General features: G+C 30.8%; 21 protein-coding genes. 15 read left to right on the top strand and 6 right to left on the bottom strand.

The window, feature by feature from the left end:
• Nucleotides 1–11 precede the first annotated feature (11 nt).
• The 12 genes from MOV50_RS11470 (at nucleotide 12) to MOV50_RS11415 (ending at nucleotide 12,349) form a co-directional block, all read left to right on the top strand.
• The gene (locus MOV50_RS11470; protein WP_321778037.1) at nucleotides 12–920 is read left to right on the top strand and encodes a GGDEF domain-containing protein; all 909 of its coding nucleotides are present in this window, start codon (nucleotides 12–14) and stop codon (nucleotides 918–920) included.
• A 6-nt stretch (nucleotides 921–926) separates the two neighbouring features.
• Nucleotides 927–1,547 (top strand): CvpA family protein, encoded by a 621-nt coding sequence (locus tag MOV50_RS11465; RefSeq protein WP_321778036.1) that lies wholly within the window; start codon nucleotides 927–929, stop codon nucleotides 1,545–1,547.
• A 2-nt stretch (nucleotides 1,548–1,549) separates the two neighbouring features.
• A complete protein-coding gene (locus MOV50_RS11460) occupies nucleotides 1,550–2,038 on the top strand; it encodes a Fur family transcriptional regulator (protein ID WP_321778035.1) in 489 nt (162 codons plus the stop codon).
• A gap of 17 nt (nucleotides 2,039–2,055) precedes the next feature.
• Nucleotides 2,056–3,567, top strand: coding sequence for a lysine--tRNA ligase (gene lysS, locus MOV50_RS11455; protein ID WP_321778034.1), 1,512 nt, complete (start codon nucleotides 2,056–2,058; stop codon nucleotides 3,565–3,567).
• Nucleotides 3,568–3,572: 5 nt separating this feature from the next.
• Nucleotides 3,573–3,815 (top strand): hypothetical protein, encoded by a 243-nt coding sequence (locus tag MOV50_RS11450; RefSeq protein WP_321778033.1) that lies wholly within the window; start codon nucleotides 3,573–3,575, stop codon nucleotides 3,813–3,815.
• 43 nt (nucleotides 3,816–3,858) lie between these two features.
• Nucleotides 3,859–6,135, top strand: coding sequence for a 5-methyltetrahydropteroyltriglutamate--homocysteine S-methyltransferase (gene metE / locus MOV50_RS11445; protein WP_321778032.1), 2,277 nt, complete (start codon nucleotides 3,859–3,861; stop codon nucleotides 6,133–6,135).
• A 69-nt stretch (nucleotides 6,136–6,204) separates the two neighbouring features.
• Nucleotides 6,205–7,452: a serine hydroxymethyltransferase gene (locus MOV50_RS11440; protein ID WP_321778031.1), complete on the top strand. Its 1,248-nt coding sequence runs from the start codon at nucleotides 6,205–6,207 to the stop codon at nucleotides 7,450–7,452.
• Nucleotides 7,453–7,461: 9 nt separating this feature from the next.
• The gene (locus MOV50_RS11435; RefSeq protein WP_321778030.1) at nucleotides 7,462–8,004 is read left to right on the top strand and encodes a DUF1882 domain-containing protein; all 543 of its coding nucleotides are present in this window, start codon (nucleotides 7,462–7,464) and stop codon (nucleotides 8,002–8,004) included.
• A 61-nt stretch (nucleotides 8,005–8,065) separates the two neighbouring features.
• Nucleotides 8,066–8,707, top strand: a complete 642-nt coding sequence (locus tag MOV50_RS11430) for an SPOR domain-containing protein (RefSeq protein WP_321778029.1) — start codon at nucleotides 8,066–8,068, stop codon at nucleotides 8,705–8,707.
• Nucleotides 8,707–10,116: an anthranilate synthase component I family protein gene (locus tag MOV50_RS11425; RefSeq protein ID WP_321778028.1), complete on the top strand. Its 1,410-nt coding sequence runs from the start codon at nucleotides 8,707–8,709 to the stop codon at nucleotides 10,114–10,116. The genes MOV50_RS11430 and MOV50_RS11425 overlap by 1 nt, the downstream gene beginning before the upstream one ends.
• 10 nt (nucleotides 10,117–10,126) lie before the next feature.
• Nucleotides 10,127–10,921 carry a shikimate dehydrogenase gene (locus MOV50_RS11420; RefSeq protein ID WP_321778027.1) on the top strand — a complete coding sequence of 265 codons (795 nt, stop codon included), beginning with the start codon at nucleotides 10,127–10,129 and terminating at the stop codon, nucleotides 10,919–10,921.
• Between the two features lie 36 nt (nucleotides 10,922–10,957).
• Entirely contained in the window at nucleotides 10,958–12,349 is a 1,392-nt protein-coding gene (locus tag MOV50_RS11415) for a chloride channel protein (protein ID WP_321778026.1), read from the top strand.
• Nucleotides 12,350–12,359: 10 nt separating this feature from the next.
• Here MOV50_RS11415 and MOV50_RS11410 read toward each other — a convergent pair whose 3' ends face one another.
• Genes MOV50_RS11410 through MOV50_RS11385 form a run of 6 tightly spaced genes read right to left on the bottom strand, consistent with a single transcriptional unit; the run spans nucleotide 12,360 to nucleotide 15,339 of the window.
• Nucleotides 12,360–12,821, bottom strand: coding sequence for a phospholipase A (locus MOV50_RS11410; RefSeq protein ID WP_321778025.1), 462 nt, complete (start codon nucleotides 12,819–12,821; stop codon nucleotides 12,360–12,362).
• A 22-nt stretch (nucleotides 12,822–12,843) separates the two neighbouring features.
• Complete coding sequence (locus MOV50_RS11405; protein WP_321778024.1) at nucleotides 12,844–13,242, bottom strand: phospholipase A; 399 nt, start codon at nucleotides 13,240–13,242, stop codon at nucleotides 12,844–12,846.
• 1 nt (nucleotide 13,243) lies between these two features.
• The gene (recR, locus tag MOV50_RS11400) at nucleotides 13,244–13,813 is read right to left on the bottom strand and encodes a recombination mediator RecR (protein ID WP_321778023.1); all 570 of its coding nucleotides are present in this window, start codon (nucleotides 13,811–13,813) and stop codon (nucleotides 13,244–13,246) included.
• Nucleotides 13,810–14,877: a murein transglycosylase A gene (locus MOV50_RS11395; RefSeq protein ID WP_321778022.1), complete on the bottom strand. Its 1,068-nt coding sequence runs from the start codon at nucleotides 14,875–14,877 to the stop codon at nucleotides 13,810–13,812. Before MOV50_RS11395 ends, recR begins: the two co-directional genes overlap by 4 nt.
• Nucleotides 14,878–14,918: 41 nt before the next feature.
• Nucleotides 14,919–15,161 (bottom strand): type II toxin-antitoxin system RelE/ParE family toxin, encoded by a 243-nt coding sequence (locus tag MOV50_RS11390; RefSeq protein ID WP_321778021.1) that lies wholly within the window; start codon nucleotides 15,159–15,161, stop codon nucleotides 14,919–14,921.
• Complete coding sequence (locus tag MOV50_RS11385) at nucleotides 15,151–15,339, bottom strand: hypothetical protein (protein WP_321778020.1); 189 nt, start codon at nucleotides 15,337–15,339, stop codon at nucleotides 15,151–15,153. The genes MOV50_RS11390 and MOV50_RS11385 overlap by 11 nt, the downstream gene beginning before the upstream one ends.
• A gap of 335 nt (nucleotides 15,340–15,674) precedes the next feature.
• Here MOV50_RS11385 and MOV50_RS11380 point away from each other — a divergent pair, with 335 nt between their 5' ends.
• The 3 genes from MOV50_RS11380 (at nucleotide 15,675) to dnaJ (ending at nucleotide 17,741) form a co-directional block, all read left to right on the top strand.
• Nucleotides 15,675–16,121: a tetratricopeptide repeat protein gene (locus MOV50_RS11380; protein ID WP_321778019.1), complete on the top strand. Its 447-nt coding sequence runs from the start codon at nucleotides 15,675–15,677 to the stop codon at nucleotides 16,119–16,121.
• 36 nt (nucleotides 16,122–16,157) lie between these two features.
• Nucleotides 16,158–16,394 (top strand): hypothetical protein, encoded by a 237-nt coding sequence (locus MOV50_RS11375; protein WP_321778018.1) that lies wholly within the window; start codon nucleotides 16,158–16,160, stop codon nucleotides 16,392–16,394.
• 216 nt (nucleotides 16,395–16,610) lie between these two features.
• The gene (gene dnaJ / locus MOV50_RS11370; RefSeq protein WP_321778017.1) at nucleotides 16,611–17,741 is read left to right on the top strand and encodes a molecular chaperone DnaJ; all 1,131 of its coding nucleotides are present in this window, start codon (nucleotides 16,611–16,613) and stop codon (nucleotides 17,739–17,741) included.
• Nucleotides 17,742–17,747 lie beyond the last annotated feature (6 nt).

The raw sequence follows: 17,747 nt of genomic DNA, 5'->3' as shown, positions 1-17,747 counted from the left end.
CAGGATATAGCATGCAAAAAAATGAACTTATCTCTATTTCAAATGAAATGTGCAAAGAGTTATCACTGTTGATAAACCAAGAAGAAGAAGGCAACAAAGAAAAAGTTGCAAATTTTCTTTTAGAATCAGCTCAAATAATAATGAATTTAAAAGAAGAAAAAATAAACGAAGAAGGATTTACTCAATCTTTATTTTCAAATGCTTATAAAGACATTGCTACACAAAGTTTATCTTCATATGCTGATACAAATGAAAAAATTCAAAAACTAACAAGACTACATGAAAAAACTCTCTCTGAGTGCCATGAACAACATATAGATTTACCTTCACTTACAAGTAAATTTGATGAAATTCAAACTCATATGAGTGATGAAGTTAAAAAAGCAAATGAAATCATTACAGAGTTAATCTCAAAAGTTAAAACACTAGAAGAAAAATCAAACTTAGACTCACTAACTAAAATTTACAACAGACGAGCTTTATCTACTTACTTAAACAAAGTTTGTTCAAATAAAAAACTATCTTACGAATTTCACTTGTTGATGCTTGATATTGATGATTTTAAAACAGTAAATGACAGATATGGACATGTTACTGGAGATAAAGTCTTAATCTTTATAGCAAATATTCTTAGACAAACACTAAGAGAGGGTGACAAAGTTTTTAGATATGGAGGAGAAGAATTTATCATAATACTCAATCGCATAGATAATGAACATTGTAGGTTGATTATAGATAGGCTTCTTTATTTAATCAGAAAAAATAAGCTTATTTACAAAAAAGACAGTTTAGGCATTACTACAAGCATCGGAGTTGCTAACTACAAAAATGGGGACACTCCTGATAGTTTAATAGCTAGAGCAGACAAGGCTCTTTACAAAGCCAAATCAAATGGCAAAAATCAAATGTTTGGGATATAATCAAATATGGAATTAAATTATTTTGACTTAGTAGCCTCGGTAATTATTTTATTACTTGGTCTAAAAGGTATTCTTAATGGATTTTTTAAAGAGGTCTTTGGATTAATTGGTATCGTTGGTGGTATCTTTGTAGCATCTAGAGTTGGCGATACAGTTGGTAAAGCGTTAAGTGATATGATTTTTAATTTTGATAACAATAGTGCTATCAGTTTTACAGGTTTTTTATTTACTTTAGCAGTTTTTTGGCTCTTTATGATTGGCATTGGTTTAATCTTTAAAAAGTTAAGTTTACTAAGTGGTCTTGGCATATTTGACAGAATTTTAGGTTTTGTTTTTGGTGCAAGTAAGTTTTTTCTTATTGCTGCTGTAATCGCTCATGCTGCATATAATATAAAAGCTGTCAAAAATGCGATAGACTCAAGTATAGAAACTAGCTTCTTGTTTCCTGTTCTTGTTAGTACAGGAAAGTTTGTAATGAAAATAGACCCTGTTAAAATCAGTGATGATATAAACAAGTCCATAGATAAAGTAAGTGATAAAGTTCAAGAGAGCGTAAAAACATCAACTCAAAAAATAGTTGAAAAAACAAAAAAAGAAATTAAATCAAAAATGAAGGAGAAAATGTAATTATGTCTAATGTCATAACTAACTTTAATCAAAGAACTATTGAGTATGAGCAGCTTTTAATTGACTTTAAAGCACTGCTAAAGAAAAACTCTCTTAAGTTTACAATACAGCGAGAAGTAATTTTAGAAACTCTTTATGATTCTGATGAACATTTAACACCAGAATCTTTACATAAGCTTATACAAGAGAAATTTCCAGACTTAAAAACTGGTATCGCAACTGTATATAGAACTCTATCTCTACTAGAAGACTCAGATATGGTCACATCTTTATCTTTTGGTGCTCAAGGGAAAAAGTATGAACTTGGGGCTAAAAATCATCATGACCATCTTATATGTATGGAATGTGGAGATATAACTGAGTTTGTTGATGAGCAAATCGAAGGTAGGCAAGAACATATAGCCCGTGAACTTGGCTTTAAGATAAAAGATCACTCGATGCAAATTTATGGTAACTGTAAATCATGTCAAGAAAAACAAATAAACAAATAATTAACTAAGGAAATATATTGGCTTTTGAAAATAAATTTATACAACAAAGAATCCAAAAAGCACAGCTTCTTAGAGATGCTGGTTTTAACCCATATTCAAATGATTCTAAAAGAAACACAACTGTTGAAAAATATCTAAATGTAAACTCTGACATAGAAGAAAAAGAAAATAAAAGAGATGAAAATCGCCACTACATCGTAAGTGGAAGAATAAAATTGTTAAGAATTATGGGGAAAGCTAGTTTTGCTAAAATCGAAGATGAGAGTGGTATGCTTCAAATTTATGTAGCAAGAGATAACCTTCCTGAAGGTTTTTACAACACAATTTTTAAAAAAAATATTGAAGTTGGAGATATTATTGAAGTTAGTGGTTACCCATTTATAACTGGTAAAGGGGAACTTTCACTTCATGCTACTGAGTTAAAACTTTTAACAAAAGCAATCGCTCCACTTCCTGAAAAGTTTCATGGTGTAACAGACAAAGAGATTAGATACAGAAAAAGATACTTAGATCTTATTATGAACTCTGAAGTTCGTAAAACTTTTCATACGCGTTCACGCGTCATCTCTCTTACAAGACGATTTTTTGAAGATAAAGGCTTTTTAGAAGTTGAAACTCCAATGATGCATCCAATAGCTGGTGGAGCTAACGCAAAACCTTTTGTAACACATCATAATGCACTTGGAATCGATAGATTTTTAAGAATTGCACCTGAACTTTATTTAAAACGACTTATTGTTGGTGGGTTTGAAGCAGTATTTGAGATAAATAGAAACTTTAGAAATGAAGGTATGGATGCTACACATAATCCTGAATTTACTTCTATAGAGTTTTACTGGGCATATAAAACTTACAAAGATTTAATAGAAATAACAAAAGAGTATTTTCAATACCTTTTTGAGCATCTAAACCTTCCATCAATGCTTCCTTATGGAGATATGGAAGTAAACTTTGAAAACTTTAGAGAGATTCCACTGATAGAATCACTTACTACTATTGGCGATGTTCCTAAAGAAATCACTAATGACAAAGAAAAAATAGTTAACTTTTTAAAATCTAAAAACATAAATGTCAAACCAAACCTAAACTTAGGACAACTTCAAGGTGAACTTTTTGATGAGTTTGTAGAAGAAAAACTAATAGACCCTACTTTTATAACAGAGTATCCTGTTGAAATTTCTCCACTTGCTAGAAGAAGTGATGATAACCCCGATATTACTGAAAGATTTGAACTTTTTATAGCAGGTCGCGAAATAGCAAATGCATTTTCTGAGTTAAATGACCCAATAGACCAATATGAAAGATTTAAAGGTCAAGTAGATGCTAAAGAAGCTGGAGATGATGAAGCACATGAAATGGATGAAGATTTCATAGATGCACTAAGCTATGGAATGGCACCAACAGCAGGACAAGGCATCGGAATAGATAGACTTGTTATGCTTTTAACAAACCAGCATTCTATAAGAGATGTTTTATTGTTCCCTGCAATGAAACCAATACACAATGAAGAAAAACAAGAAGAAAAATAAAAGATATGAAATCTCCTAGTGGCTTTGGCAAAATATCCTCAGAAAAAGATGAACTAGATGAATCTCCTCCTGATGAAGCATTAGAATTAATTTATAAACTTAACTCAAAACCTTGTCAGTGTAACTGCTACTATAAACTAAAAACTAAAGTAATACTTCTTATAAACCATTTTATACCAAGATGTCCTTTTTATACCGTTTGTTTTGCATTCCGTAGAACCGGTGTGCACCCTCCTTTTATATCCTAAAAACCAATTAAACTAAACTAAAAATATATATAAGGATAAAATAATGTCAAAAAATTACATCGTAGGATTTCCAAGAATTGGAGAACAAAGAGAATTAAAAAGAGTATTAGAGAATTTTTGGGCTAAAAATTGCTCATTTATTGAAGTACAAAAAGTAGCAAGTAAACTTAAAAAAAGACACTGGAACTATCAAAAAGATGCTGGTATAGACTTTATCAGTTCAAATGATTTTTCACTTTATGACAATATGCTAGATACTGCAATTATCTTAGGTGCAATTCCAAAAAGATTTAAAAATCTAAATAATGAAGACCTGTATTTTTCCATGGCTAGAGGGAATAAAGATTGTGTTGCTATGGAAATGACAAAGTGGTTTAATACTAACTATCATTATATAGTGCCGGAACTATCACTTGAAGATACTTATAAACTAAATGCTTCAAAGATTATCAATGAGTATTACGAAGCAAAAGAATTAGGTATAAAAACCAAGATAAATCTAATTGGACCTATAACATTTTTAGGTCTCTCTAAAAGAGTTGATAGAGGTGACACTTATGAGTTGTTTAACAAAATCTTAGCAGTTTATGAAGACCTCTTAAAGGAGATTTCAAAACTTGATGAGTATATTACTATACAAATGGATGAACCAATATTTGTAAGAGATAATGAAATAAAAACATTAAGTCTTATCAAACCAACTTATGACAGACTAGCAAATATTAATAAAAATATAAATATAGTTGTAACTACATATTTTGAACACTCAAATGAAGCCACAAAAATTTTAGTTAATACCCCCATTTGGGCATTAGGACTTGATTTTTTGCATGGGCATGAAAATCTAAAATCTCTTGAATTGATTTCTAATAGCAACAAGAAGCTAATTGCGGGTGTAGTTGATGGTAGAAATATTTGGAAAAATGATACTAAAAATACAAACAAGCTTTTAGAGAGTATTGCTCAAAATGTAGAGAAGAAAAATATTATAATTAGTTCATCTTGTAGCCTTTTGCATACCCCTTTTACACTAAAGTATGAAGAGAAACTTGATAAAGAAATTAAAAACTGGTTGAGTTATGCAGTAGAAAAACTTGATGAAATTTCACTTGTCACAAAACTATTTTTTGATGGTTTAGATAGTTTAAATGCAACAAACAAAGACGCATTAGATTTAAATATAAGAGCTAATAAAAGTAGAAAAACTTCTACTCTTATTCATGACAAAGTTGTACAAGAGAGAGTAACATATTATACTAAACTTCAAAGAGATGGCAGATATGAAGATAGAATCAAACTTCAAAAAGAGATTTTGGGATATAAAGATTTAGCTACTACAACTATAGGTTCATTCCCTCAAACACCTGAGGTGAGAAAAGCTAGAAGAGAGTTTAAAAATGCTGATATTTCTTATGAAAATTATGAAAAACAAATGAAAGATTACATAGATGATTGTATAGCTTTTCAAGAAGAGTGTGGTATAGAAGTTTTAGTCCATGGTGAACCTGAAAGAAATGATATGGTTGAATACTTTGGGGAACAATTAAAGGGATATGGATTTTCTCAAAATGGTTGGGTACAGAGCTATGGCAGTAGATGTGTTAAACCACCATTTATATATGGAGATATCAGTCGTCCAAAGGCTATGACCGTTGATTGGATAACTTATGCACAAAGTAAAACTAAAAGAATAATGAAAGGGATGCTAACAGGTCCGGTAACCATTTTAAACTGGTCATTTGTAAGAGATGACATGCCTAAAGATGAAGTTTCAAAACAAATAGCTGTAGCTCTAAGTGATGAGATAGATGATTTACAAAAAGCAGGAATAAAAATCATACAAGTTGATGAGGCAGCATTTAAAGAGGGTTATCCATTAAGAGATAAAAAGATAAAAATTTATGAAGCATGGGCTGTCAGAGACTTTAAAATATCTGTAAGTAGCGCAAAAAAAGAAACTCAAATCCATACTCACATGTGTTATAGCGAGTTTAATGATATCATCCAAACTATAGAAAATATGGATGCAGATGTTATCTCGATAGAAACTGCAAGAAGTGGAAATGAACTCTTAAAAATATTCAAAAAAGTTGGCTATAAGCAAGAAGTTGGTCCCGGAGTTTATGACATTCACTCTCCAAGAATACCAAGTATAAATACAATTGTCCATCAGATAAAACTATTACTTGAAGTTTTACCAAAAGAACAACTTTGGATTAATCCAGATTGTGGTTTAAAAACTAGAAAATGGAGTGAAGTAAAACCAAGTTTAAAAAATATGGTTGAGGCAGTTAAAATAATTAGAGCTAATCTTAAATAGTTTTTATTCAGTCATTTATTATTAAATATTGAGTATAATCCAATCAAATATAATAAGGAATTTTATATCATGAGTTTTTTAAAAGAGTACGATAGCGAAATTTACAATTTATGCGAAAAAGAGTTAGAGCGCCAAACTGACCACTTAGAGATGATTGCATCTGAGAACTTTACACTTCCTGCAGTTATGGAAGCTATGGGTTCAGTTTTTACTAACAAATATGCTGAGGGTTACCCTGCTAAACGCTACTACGGTGGTTGTGAATATGCTGATGGTGTTGAGCAACTAGCCATAGACAGAGCTTGTGAACTTTTTGGATGTAACTTTGCAAATGTTCAACCACACTCAGGAAGCCAAGCAAATGGTGCAGTTTATGCAGCACTTTTAAAAGCTGGTGATAAACTTCTTGGTATGGACTTAAGTCATGGTGGTCATTTAACACATGGTTCAAAACCTTCTTTTTCAGGTAAAAACTACTCTAGTTTTACTTATGGTGTTGAGCTTGATGGTCGTATTAACTATGAAAGAGTTATGGACATTGCTCAAATTGTAAAACCTAAAATCATCGTTTGTGGTGCGTCTGCTTATGCTCGTGAAATTGACTTTAAAAAGTTTCGTGAAATAGCTGATGCTGTTGGTGCGATTTTATTTGCTGATATTGCTCATATAGCAGGTCTTGTATGTGCTGATGAGCATCCTAGTCCTTTTCCTTATGCGGATGTTGTTACAACTACAACGCACAAAACTTTAGCAGGTCCTCGCGGTGGTATGATTATGACAAATGATGAAGATATTGCAAAGAAAATAAACTCTGCTATCTTCCCTGCTCTTCAAGGTGGTCCACTTGTTCATGTTATTGCTGCTAAAGCTGTTGGTTTTAAATACAACTTATCTCCAGAATGGAAAGAGTACGCTAAGCAAGTAAAAATAAATGCTAAAATCCTTGGCGAAGTAATGGTTAAACGCGGATATGATGTAGTTTCAGGCGGAACTGATAACCACTTGATACTTGTTTCTTTTGTTGGAAGTGAGATTTCAGGAAAAGATGCTGACTTAGCTCTTGGTAACGCTGGTATAACTATCAATAAAAATACAGTTCCAGGTGAAACTAGAAGTCCATTTGTAACTTCTGGTATAAGAGTTGGTTCAGCTGCTTTAACTTCTCGTGGTATGAAAGAAGCCGAGTTTGAACTAATCGCAAACAAAATGGCTGATGTTCTTGATGATATTAATAACACACAGCTTCAAGCTACTATTAAAGAAGAACTTAAAGCCTTAGCTCAAAATTTTGTAATTTATAATCAATCAACATATTAAGGTAAAACAATGACTGCGATGGATTTAAAACTTATTAAAATGGTAAATGATCACTACTGGATAAAAAGAGATACAGTAGTTGAAAAGCTTACATTTAAAGGTCGTACTTTTTACAATAAATTTGAAAAAATAAATGCACCTTTAACGCAGTCATTAATCAACCAACACCTAAAAGGTGATATTACGATTGCCCATTCTATTGTAAACAAACATACAAAAGTTGAAAATATTGTGATTGATTATAATGGTAGAGATCCTGAACGATTTTATCATAAAACTCAGCTTCTTCTTCGTGAAGAAGGCTATATAAATTTCACAGCTTATTCAACAAAGACAGATGGTCATCTTCATGTTTATATTCATAAAGGTCATACAACTCTGCAAGAAGCTATACAACTTGGGAAAATGATTAGTATGAAACTATCTGCAAAACAACCAAAACAGTGGAGAATGTTCCCAAATGCTGATATGCCTGATGAGTATAATATTTTAACCTTACCATATGAAGTTTATGCCAAAGAGCGTGGTGCTTCTTGGTCAAAACACATGTAAAGCATATATAAACATATTTTTTGATATGATAAAGTAAATAAAATTTTGGGAAATGAAAATTATGAATGAAAAAAATGAATTAAATGATATTATTTTAAATAGAGGTGGCTCTAGCGGAGGAAACAAAAAAATTGTTTTGGCTGTAGCTACACTTGGTGTAATTCTTATCATAGTTGTTATGTTAATGAGCACTTTAACCCCAGATGCTAAAGAAAACCTTCCTCAACCTATCCCTCTTCCTGTTCAGCAAACAAAAGTAACTCCTGAACAAGAGAGTGAACCATTATTTGAAGAAGTTATAATTATTGAAGAAGAGTCTAAAAATAGTGATTCTTTAGATGAAATAGCAAAGAGATTGAAAAAAGAATCTTTAAAAGAAACAAAAATTGCAAAAGTGAAAACAAAAGCACCTGTAAAAAAAGAAGTTAAAAAAATAAAACCTAAAAAAGTTATAAAAGCCCCTACAAAAGAGGTTTCTACCGTTAAAGCTTACTTTATTCAAGTTGGTTCATTTTCAAAATACGAACCAAATAAGAAATTCCTAGACTCTATTTTAAGTCAAGGTTATAGATATAAGTTTCATAAAGTAAAAAACTTAACAAAAGTTTTAGTTGGTCCTTTTTATACAGAAAGAGAAGCTCGTGCAGCCCTAAGAGTTTTAAGAAGTAACATAGAAGCAGGTGCTTTTTTAGTTAAACTTTAATGATATACTCTAAACAATTTATACTAGACCAATTAGCACCTATTGCTGTTTACTCTAAAATGAAACAGCTTTTTAAAAATGAGATAAGTTATCTTTTTGAAAGTGCTGGTCAAAGTGATGGAAACTATAGTTTTATCTGCATAGGTGCAAGAGAACGACTTCAATACATAAATAACCAAACAATCTATACAGATGCAACTGGTAAAAAACATATAAAACCACAAAACCCTTTTAGCTTTTTAAAAGAGTATTATAAAAAAATTGATGCTACTATATATAAAGAGGCAACAGCAAAGTTAAATATTGGCTTCGTTGATGGATTTATAGGATATATTGGTTATGACATGGTTAAAGTATTTGAGCCAAAACTTAGTTCTACAATGGAGAACTTAAAAGATGAGTTAAATACACCAGACTTAGATTTAATGCTTCCAAAAATTATACTCGTTTATTCACATAAAAACCATCAAATCACTCTTGTTAGTATAGAAAAAGAGATGAATGATAAATTTGAGTTCATAGAAAAATCACTTAAAACTAATTATGAATATGTACATATGAAAAACAATATCGGAAATGACAAAGGAACATTTGCTCACTCAAAAGATAAATTTTTCAAAATGATAGATGATTCTAAAAAGATGATTAGAAGTGGTGATGTTTTTCAGATTTTAATGACTAACCGTTTTACAAGAAACATAAAAGTTGACCCTTTTAGTTTTTACAGAATTCTAAGAACAAAAAATCCCTCTCCATATATGTTTTTACTAGAATACGATGAGTTCAATATAGTAGGAAGTTCACCAGAAGTCATGGTTAGACTAACAAATGGAGAACTTCTTCTTCGCCCTATCGCAGGAACTAGAAAAAGAGGTGCTACAAAACTTGAAGATAAAGAGATGGAAGATGAACTTCTAGCAGATCCAAAAGAGTTAGCAGAGCATCTAATGCTCATAGATTTAGGTAGAAATGATGTAAGTCGTGTTGCAAAAACTGGAAGTGTAAAAGTTCAAGATATGATGCATATTGAACGATTTTCTCATGTTATGCATATAGTTTCAGATGTTACCGCCGAGCTTGAAGAAGGCAAAGATATGTTTGATTTGTTTATGGCAACTTTTACAGCAGGAACAATGACTGGAGCACCAAAGATTAGAGCGATGGAATTAATAGCTCAATATGAAGGTCTTAAAAGAGGTTTTTACAGTGGAAGCATCGGTTATTTTGGTTTTGATGGAAATATGGACAGTGCAATAACTATACGAACAGCGATGGTAAAAGAAGATAAAGTAATTCTTCAAGCTGGAGCTGGTATTGTTGCAGATAGTCAAAATGAGTTAGAATATTTAGAAGTTAAAAATAAGCTCGGTGCTCTCATTCATTCCCTAGAAGACCTAGACAAAGATTAAAAAAAATTATATGAAAAAACTATTTGCTATCTTTGGTAATCCCGTATCACATTCTCGTTCTCCACTTATGCACAATAGTGTTTTTAAAGGCTTAAACTATAAAGCTTGCTATACTCGTGTGCATCTACTAGATGGAACAAAATTAAGAGAAACCTTTTTCAACTTAAAACTATCTGGTGCAAATGTCACAGTTCCACATAAAGAAGCAGCTTTTAAAGCTTGTGATGAAGTTAGAGGTTTTGCGAAAAAAGTTGGTGTTGTAAATACACTCATAAATGAAAATGGTAAACTCATCGGTTATAACACAGATGCAGATGGATTTATGTTTGCAATTGAAGAGTTTGGAAAGATTAATAATGTTCTTGTTATTGGCGCAGGCGGAACTGCAAAAGCATTAGCATCTAGACTTATTCAAAACAATATAAAAGTTAGTGTTTTAAACAGAAGTGCTTCAAGATTAGAATATTTTAAAGATATTGCACATAGATGCTATACTTGGGATAATTTTGAGTTAGAAAAGTATGACCTAGTAGTAAATACAACAAGTGCTGGACTAAAAGATGATGAATTACCAGCTCCAAAAGATATGATTGATGATATTTTAGACAATACTTTGTTTGTAGCAGATGCTATCTATGGTAACCTAACACCATTCCTAAAACAAGCGAATGAAAAGGCTATAACCTACAAAGATGGAGCAGATATGCTTTTGGGTCAAGGTGTTTTAGCAAACGAATTGTTTGTAAATAAAGAACTAAAACTCAAAAAAATAAAATTTTTTATGCAAAAGAGCTTTAATCTGTAGTAATTAATAATAAATAAGAGTACAATATATTTACAGATGAAAAAACATACAATTGAACAAACAACTATTTTTTTTAGTGTCGCTAAATGGCTGCTTCTCTCCTCTTTTATTGGTATAATTATTGGAGCAACAGTTACCCTCTTTTTAAATATTTTGCAATTCTCTGAAAACAATCAACATGTAGTTGGTTTTCCACACTACTATCTTCTTCCCTTTGGTTTAGTTACAACTGTTTGGTTAGTAAAAACATTTGCTCCAGATGCGCAAGGTCATGGTACTGAAAAAGTTATAGAAGCAGTACATAAAAAAAGTGGGAAAATTGAAATTGCCGTTATTCCCATAAAGCTTCTAACAACTGTTGTAACCATATTTACTGGGGGTTCTGTTGGGAAGGAAGGTCCAGGTGCGCAAATTGGTGCGGGTATGGCTTCTTTTATTTCTGACCTATTTCACTTTTCAAAAGAAGATAGAAAAAAACTTGTTATTTGTGGAATTGGGGCAGGTTTTGCTTCTGTATTTGGAACACCAATAGCAGGTGCAATATTTGGAGTTGAAGTTTTAATAGTTGGACTAATTCGTTATGATGTTCTTCTTCCATCTTTCATTGCAGGTTTTGCAGCCTTTTCAACTGCTCAATACCTTGGTATTGACTACACTTATTTTGATATAAATTTTCATCAAACAGTTACTTTAAATCTACCGCTTATTCTTAAAGTTATTCTTGCTGGATTATTTTTTGGTTTGATTTCTGATATAACGATAACTTTTTTAAAACGAATAGAAAGAGCTATCACTAAAATACCTTTAAATGTTTATATAAAAGCATTTGGTGGTGGTCTTTTTCTTGTTGGATTATCATTTGTTTTTGGAGATGAGTATTTTGGATTAGGTATTGAAACGATTGATCAAGCCCTACGACCAGATGCTACTCTTAACGCAAATATACCTTGGTACGCTTTTATTTTAAAAACAATTTTTACTGCTATTACTCTAGGTTCTGGAGGAAGTGGTGGAATAGTTACACCAATCTTTTATATAGGAGCAACAAGCGGTAATTTATTTGGTACACTTATGGGTGACCATATAACATTTTTCGCAGCCATTGGTTTTGTTAGTGTTCTTGCTGGAACTACAAATGCACCAATTGCCGCGACCATTATGGCTATGGAACTTTTTGGGATTGAAGTTGCACATTATGCCGCCATATCAGTTGTTATAAGCTTTTTTATGACAGGACACAGAAGCGTTTTTCCATCTCAAATTTTAGCCATGAGTAAATCAGACATGCTAGATATAAAACATGGTGAAATCATAGGTAATGCTGATGTTAAAATGAACACTGCCGAAATAGATAGGCTAAAGAACTTTCGTGAACGACTTCAAAACAAACGAAAAAAAAGAAACGAACCTCATAATTCTAAAAAATAGTAACTACCTCTTATCTTGAAAAACTAAATCCAATAGAAAATTTTGTTACATAGTTATTGTAATCAATCAAACTCTCACCATATCCTGTAAAGGCTTTTGTATAAAAATAGGTATCTTTTATGAGTGGATAAGAGTAAGTGGCTTCAACTGCACCATTTCCTGTTTCTATATTCCCTCTTCCCATTAAAGTAAACATATGTTTTTGTAAAAAATAGTTGAATTTCAATGAGGTATATCCAATATACTCCATTATATCAGGGTTATCAGTTCCATGTATTGTTTCATAAAATGGTATCCAAATTTTAAATTCAGTAACTAAAGTATCGTGTTGAAATGAAAATTCTGTATAAAAGGTATTCATACTCCTAGATTGATTTCCTGTGTTATAGTTTTGATTTGTTACTATAACTTTACCTTCATTTGTTCCTTGTCCATTTGAGCGATGAGCCAAGGCTACTTTTATAGACTTCATATTTAAAAAAGAATCTTTATCTTTAACGGGAAAAAACTACAAAAGCTTCTGGATTATATGTTGTTTCTCTAAAAGGAGAAGATTCCATATATATTTGCCAAAAGGCTTTGTGAGTATAAGATAAATAATATTTTTCATCTAATCCAAAAAGTCCACTTCCAACATTCAATTTCAAACTAATTTGTAGCTCTGCTTCCATTTTTTTATAATCACCCGTAGGAGAATAATTATCATATGTACCATTTGTTCTATAACCAAAGGGTAAGAGATAGTTAGTTCTATATGGCTTTAAACCAAAACCACCATCTATCCATGTTTTCATACTATTTTTAGCATCTTTATCTTCTATCTCTTTCGTTTGTATATTTTCTAAAGCATAGATGCTAGTAAAAAAAATAAAAAATAAATATATATATCGCACTTTAAACCTTTACTCTATCTTCTAATGCTCTTGTAAGAGATAGTATATCGACATTTTCTAAACTTACTCCAGTTGGAACACCTTGTGCAATTCTTGAAAAATTTATATCAAAAGAATTTAGTTTTTCTTCTATATATAAAATCACAGCATCGTTTGAGATAGATGGAGTAATAGCAAAAACAACTTCTTTAACTCCATTTTCTACCATTTTCACAAGATGTGAAACAGTTATCTCTTCTAGAGAATCTAGTACAAAATATTTACCATCAAATAGACCATTTTCTTCTAGTAAAAGTACATCTTTTGCATTTTCTATTATACATAGTAGAGTTTGGTCCCGCCTTTCATCACTACAAATCGAGCAAAGTTCATCTTCACTCATTCCACCACATACTCTACATTTTCTCAAACTTCCTAATGCATCCTCTATTGCTTGAGATATTTTCATACCAACAAAGGTATCATTTATTGCCATATGATATGCTAATCTTGTTGCAGACTTTTTTCCTATTGTTGGAAGTTCTTGCAGAGCATCTACTAAACGGTTAAACTTATCTAATGAACCTCTCAATTATCTTCCTTTGGTAGTAATATCCATAATTTTAAATCTGATTTTAATTCTCCAGCAACTCTACTAGCTCTCTTTGAAGAACCAAAAAACATATCTACTCTTACTTCGCCTTTTATTGCCCCACCTGTATCTTCTGCCATCACTATTTTATCTACCTTCTTTCCATCTATCATAGCATCTAAGAACAATATGCTTCCTAATTTTATGATATTTTTATCTACTGCAACAGAACGCTCTGGTGTTAAAACCAGACCAAGGGAACCAGATGCAGAGTGCTTTTTTTCTTTAAAAAAGACTACTGATTTGTTATAGTTTAAAACTTCATCAATTCTACTAGGATTTTTTTTAAACCACTTTTTAATACTTTGTAAAGATATAAGTTGTTGCTCTATCTCACCCTTTTCTACCAAATATTTACCAATAGAACTATATTTATGTCCATTTTGATTTGCAAAACCTACAAAAATACTTTCTTCATTTTCAAAACTTACCATTCCAGAACCTTGAACTTCTAAAAAGAAAAGGTCTATCTTTGAGTCTGTATAACAAATAACTTTAGCATCTATCTCTTGGTTTTCAATTTGTTCTCTTGTGTAATATGGAACTAATTTATTACCTACAACTCTTCCTCGAAGTCTATAATTTTTTAAATCTGCATAGATGCTAGTTAAATCAACACTTATCAAATCATTTGGTTCATTATAAAGTGGGTAAATATATGGTTCTTTTTTTATAAAAGAGCCTCTAATAGTAGGTTCATAATAACCTGTCAAAAGTCCTTTTTTGTTGGCATCTAGACTTTGGATTTTAAAAACATCAAATTCTGTTTCAAAAAAAGTTTTTGGATTTTGACTTAAAGTTGCTTTTTGACATAGATGCGAGTAGAGTTTTTGAGTTTTTTTACTTTTACAACTGTTTATAAATGAGTTAAGAGCTTTTTTATGATTTTCATCTTGCCATCTTGGAAGTTCTTCAAAGCTACTGCTTGAAAATATTGATTTTTCTTCTTTCGCACACCCTAAAAAAAGTATAATTATAACAAATAGCATCAATGTATTTTTCATAAAAAGAATTATACTCATATTAAATTTAAAATAAGTACAAATCAATAACTATTTTGTCTATGTAAAACTCTACCAATTGTTATAATATCATCTAATACATCAAATAAAACTCTATAATTTCCAACTCTTAATCTGTATGCTGGTTCAAAATTTGTTAATTTTTTAATATTTTGTATATTTGGAAAATCTTTTAACTCTAAAATTTTATTATGTATATTATCTTTAAAAGGCTGGGAAATATGCTTTAAATCTTTTATAGCACTTTTTCTAATTTCAATCTTCATTTTTTAAATAATTTTCAAAAGATACAGTTTCTTCTTTTTTTGTAGATTTTAAAAGCTTTAAATCTTCAATATCTTCTCTTGAAGTAATTTCTAATCCATCATTTTTGAAATGTTCCAATAACCAAACAACTTTTTCAACTAAAGTATCATTTTGTATATTTACTGTTAATGTTTGCATTTTAATCTCCACTATTTAAAATATAAGTCATTTTATCAAAATGATATATACTTTTTAATTAAACTAATAAATTACTTTATATTCTCACAATATTTTACACCGTCGGAATCATACTTTTAAATCAAAACAACTAGTTTCAGCATATAAAGACATAAAATAAATGTAAAAGATGATTTGTCATGAAATTAGCTATATTTTCAATTTTATGGTATCTTTTAAGTGTTCCTTGAATATTAAAATTAATAGTTCTTTGTGCTATACTGTTCTTTAAATAAATAGTTGTATTTTCACTAAAAATTATGAAAAATACAATAAAAAAAATCAAAGGTTGAAATGTGAATAAAATATTTATTGGTGTAGTAATCTTAATTATTGGAACAATACTTTTTAAATTTTATTATAACGATTACAATAGAGCAAATAGTGCCTATGAGAATGGAGATTTTCATAAAGCAATACAATTATATGAGAAAGCTTGTGATGATAACAATATGGATGCTTGTCGAATAGCAGGATACTGCTACGATGAGGGTTTAGGTAAAAGGCTAAATTTACAAAAAGCAATACAGTTATATAGCAAAGCTTGTGATGGTGAAGATATGGTAGCCTGTCATAATTTAGCAATGATGTACTTAGAGGGAAGAGGAGTGAAAAAAGATGGAAAAAGAGCATTTGAAATGTTTGGAACTCTTTGTGATAATGGATTAGATATAGGATGCTATTCATACAATGAGCTTAAAGAAAGAATAATGCTTATGAGAAAAATAAGAAACAAGAAATAAAAACAATAAAATATTGTAATAAATTAAGGATATAATTTGGTAAATTGTAAGTATAGTAAATATAACAGAAGTGTAGAAATCATTATAAATGAAATATACAAAGTTGAACCTTTAAATCCATTGAAAAAGAAATATAGAGATGAAAAAGTTAAATTAATTAAGTATGAGCCATTTGGAGAAGGAACATTTGTTTTACGACTTGATTCAAAATGGCATGTGTCAAGAAATAGTTATACAGAGATAGATGTTTGCGATTTAGTACTTATTAGGTAGCACAAACCTAACAAAATTTTGGAGAGAAATAAGAAACCAAAGCGCGGCTTCGTATTTCTCAAAACAGCCGTTATTAAGTATTCAAAAAAATTGAGTTTTTTTATTCTCTCAGCCTCGAATTCATTCTAGGAAAAGAGCTTATGCAGAACACTTATACTCATATTAAATTTAAAACGATATAATTGCAAAAATTTATTTGTAGGATATTAATATAGTATGCAAGAACTAAGCTATTATGAGATATTAGAAGTAACACAAAGTGCTGATAAAACAACTATTAAAAAAGCGTATAGAAAAATGGCTAAGATGTATCACCCTGATAAAAATCAAGGTAATGAAGATGCTGAACATAAGTTTAAACTATGTAATGAAGCCTATCAATGCTTAAGTGATGAAAAACAAAAAAGCATCTATGACCGTTACGGTAAAGAAGGACTTCAAGGCATGGGTGGCGGAGGTCGTCGTTCATCTGGTGGTTTTGATGATTTAGGCTCTATGTTTGAAGATATGTTTAATGGTTTTGGTGGTGGTGGAGGCAGAAGTCGCCGTCAAAACCCAGAGGATATGGAAAAATATCAACTAGATTTAGAAGTAGAGATGTACTTAACTTTTAATGAGGCTATTTTTGGCTGTGAAAAAGAAGTAGAATTTACATATAAAAAAGCTTGTAAACCATGTAAGGGTACAGGTGCTAAAAACGCAAAACTTTCAACTTGTAAACAGTGTAAAGGTCAAGGTCAGGTTTTTATAAAACAAGGTTTTATGACTTTTTCTCAAACTTGTCCAGTTTGTAATGGTGCTGGAAATGCTCCTTCAGATGCTTGTACAAGTTGTCATGGGAATGGTTATGAAGAAACAAGAGAATCTGTAACTATAAAAATTCCCCAAGGTATCGATGAGGGTAATCGCTTAAGAGTATCTGGCAAAGGAAATATTGGTAAACGCGCTTCAAGAGGGGACTTATATGTTACCTTTGGGGTAAAACCTGATAAACACTTTCAAAGAGAAGGAAATGATGTTTATATAGCTATACCTGTATTTTTCACTCAAGCAGTTGCTGGAGAAACTTTAACTATTCCATCTTTAAGAGGAGAGTTAGCGTTAAAACTAGATGTTGGTACAAAAGACAAGCAACATTTCACTTTTAGAAATGAAGGTATAGAAGATGTTCACGGACACGGTAAAGGAAACTTAATCGCTCAAGTAAACATAACTTATCCTAAAAAACTAAATGATGAACAAAAAGAACTTTTGACAAAACTTCAAGACTCTTTTGGCATAGAATCAAAACCTCATGAAGGTGTTTTAGACTCTGCCATCGATAAAATGAAAAGTTGGTTTAAATAGTATAAA

It is taken from the genome of Sulfurimonas sp. (assembly GCF_029027585.1).
Classification (GTDB): Bacteria; Campylobacterota; Campylobacteria; order Campylobacterales; family Sulfurimonadaceae; genus Sulfurimonas.
The sequence above is the reverse complement of the archived record's forward strand: the minus strand, read 5'-3'. Positions and strand labels throughout refer to the sequence as shown.

Bases quoted from the DNA above. Each gene is read 5' to 3' on its own strand.
- MOV50_RS11470 (WP_321778037.1), top strand. From the start codon at position 12: ATGCAAAAAAATGAACTTATCTCTATTTCAAATGAAATGTGCAAAGAG.
- MOV50_RS11465 (WP_321778036.1), top strand. From the start codon at position 927: ATGGAATTAAATTATTTTGACTTAGTAGCCTCGGTAATTATTTTATTA.
- MOV50_RS11460 (WP_321778035.1), top strand. From the start codon at position 1,550: ATGTCTAATGTCATAACTAACTTTAATCAAAGAACTATTGAGTATGAG.
- MOV50_RS11450 (WP_321778033.1), top strand. From the start codon at position 3,573: ATGAAATCTCCTAGTGGCTTTGGCAAAATATCCTCAGAAAAAGATGAA.
- metE (WP_321778032.1), top strand. From the start codon at position 3,859: ATGTCAAAAAATTACATCGTAGGATTTCCAAGAATTGGAGAACAAAGA.
- MOV50_RS11440 (WP_321778031.1), top strand. From the start codon at position 6,205: ATGAGTTTTTTAAAAGAGTACGATAGCGAAATTTACAATTTATGCGAA.
- MOV50_RS11435 (WP_321778030.1), top strand. From the start codon at position 7,462: ATGACTGCGATGGATTTAAAACTTATTAAAATGGTAAATGATCACTAC.
- MOV50_RS11430 (WP_321778029.1), top strand. From the start codon at position 8,066: ATGAATGAAAAAAATGAATTAAATGATATTATTTTAAATAGAGGTGGC.
- MOV50_RS11425 (WP_321778028.1), top strand. From the start codon at position 8,707: ATGATATACTCTAAACAATTTATACTAGACCAATTAGCACCTATTGCT.
- MOV50_RS11420 (WP_321778027.1), top strand. From the start codon at position 10,127: ATGAAAAAACTATTTGCTATCTTTGGTAATCCCGTATCACATTCTCGT.
- MOV50_RS11415 (WP_321778026.1), top strand. From the start codon at position 10,958: ATGAAAAAACATACAATTGAACAAACAACTATTTTTTTTAGTGTCGCT.
- MOV50_RS11410 (WP_321778025.1), bottom strand. From the start codon at position 12,821: ATGAAGTCTATAAAAGTAGCCTTGGCTCATCGCTCAAATGGACAAGGA.
- MOV50_RS11395 (WP_321778022.1), bottom strand. From the start codon at position 14,877: ATGAAAAATACATTGATGCTATTTGTTATAATTATACTTTTTTTAGGG.
- MOV50_RS11390 (WP_321778021.1), bottom strand. From the start codon at position 15,161: ATGAAGATTGAAATTAGAAAAAGTGCTATAAAAGATTTAAAGCATATT.
- MOV50_RS11385 (WP_321778020.1), bottom strand. From the start codon at position 15,339: ATGCAAACATTAACAGTAAATATACAAAATGATACTTTAGTTGAAAAA.
- dnaJ (WP_321778017.1), top strand. From the start codon at position 16,611: ATGCAAGAACTAAGCTATTATGAGATATTAGAAGTAACACAAAGTGCT.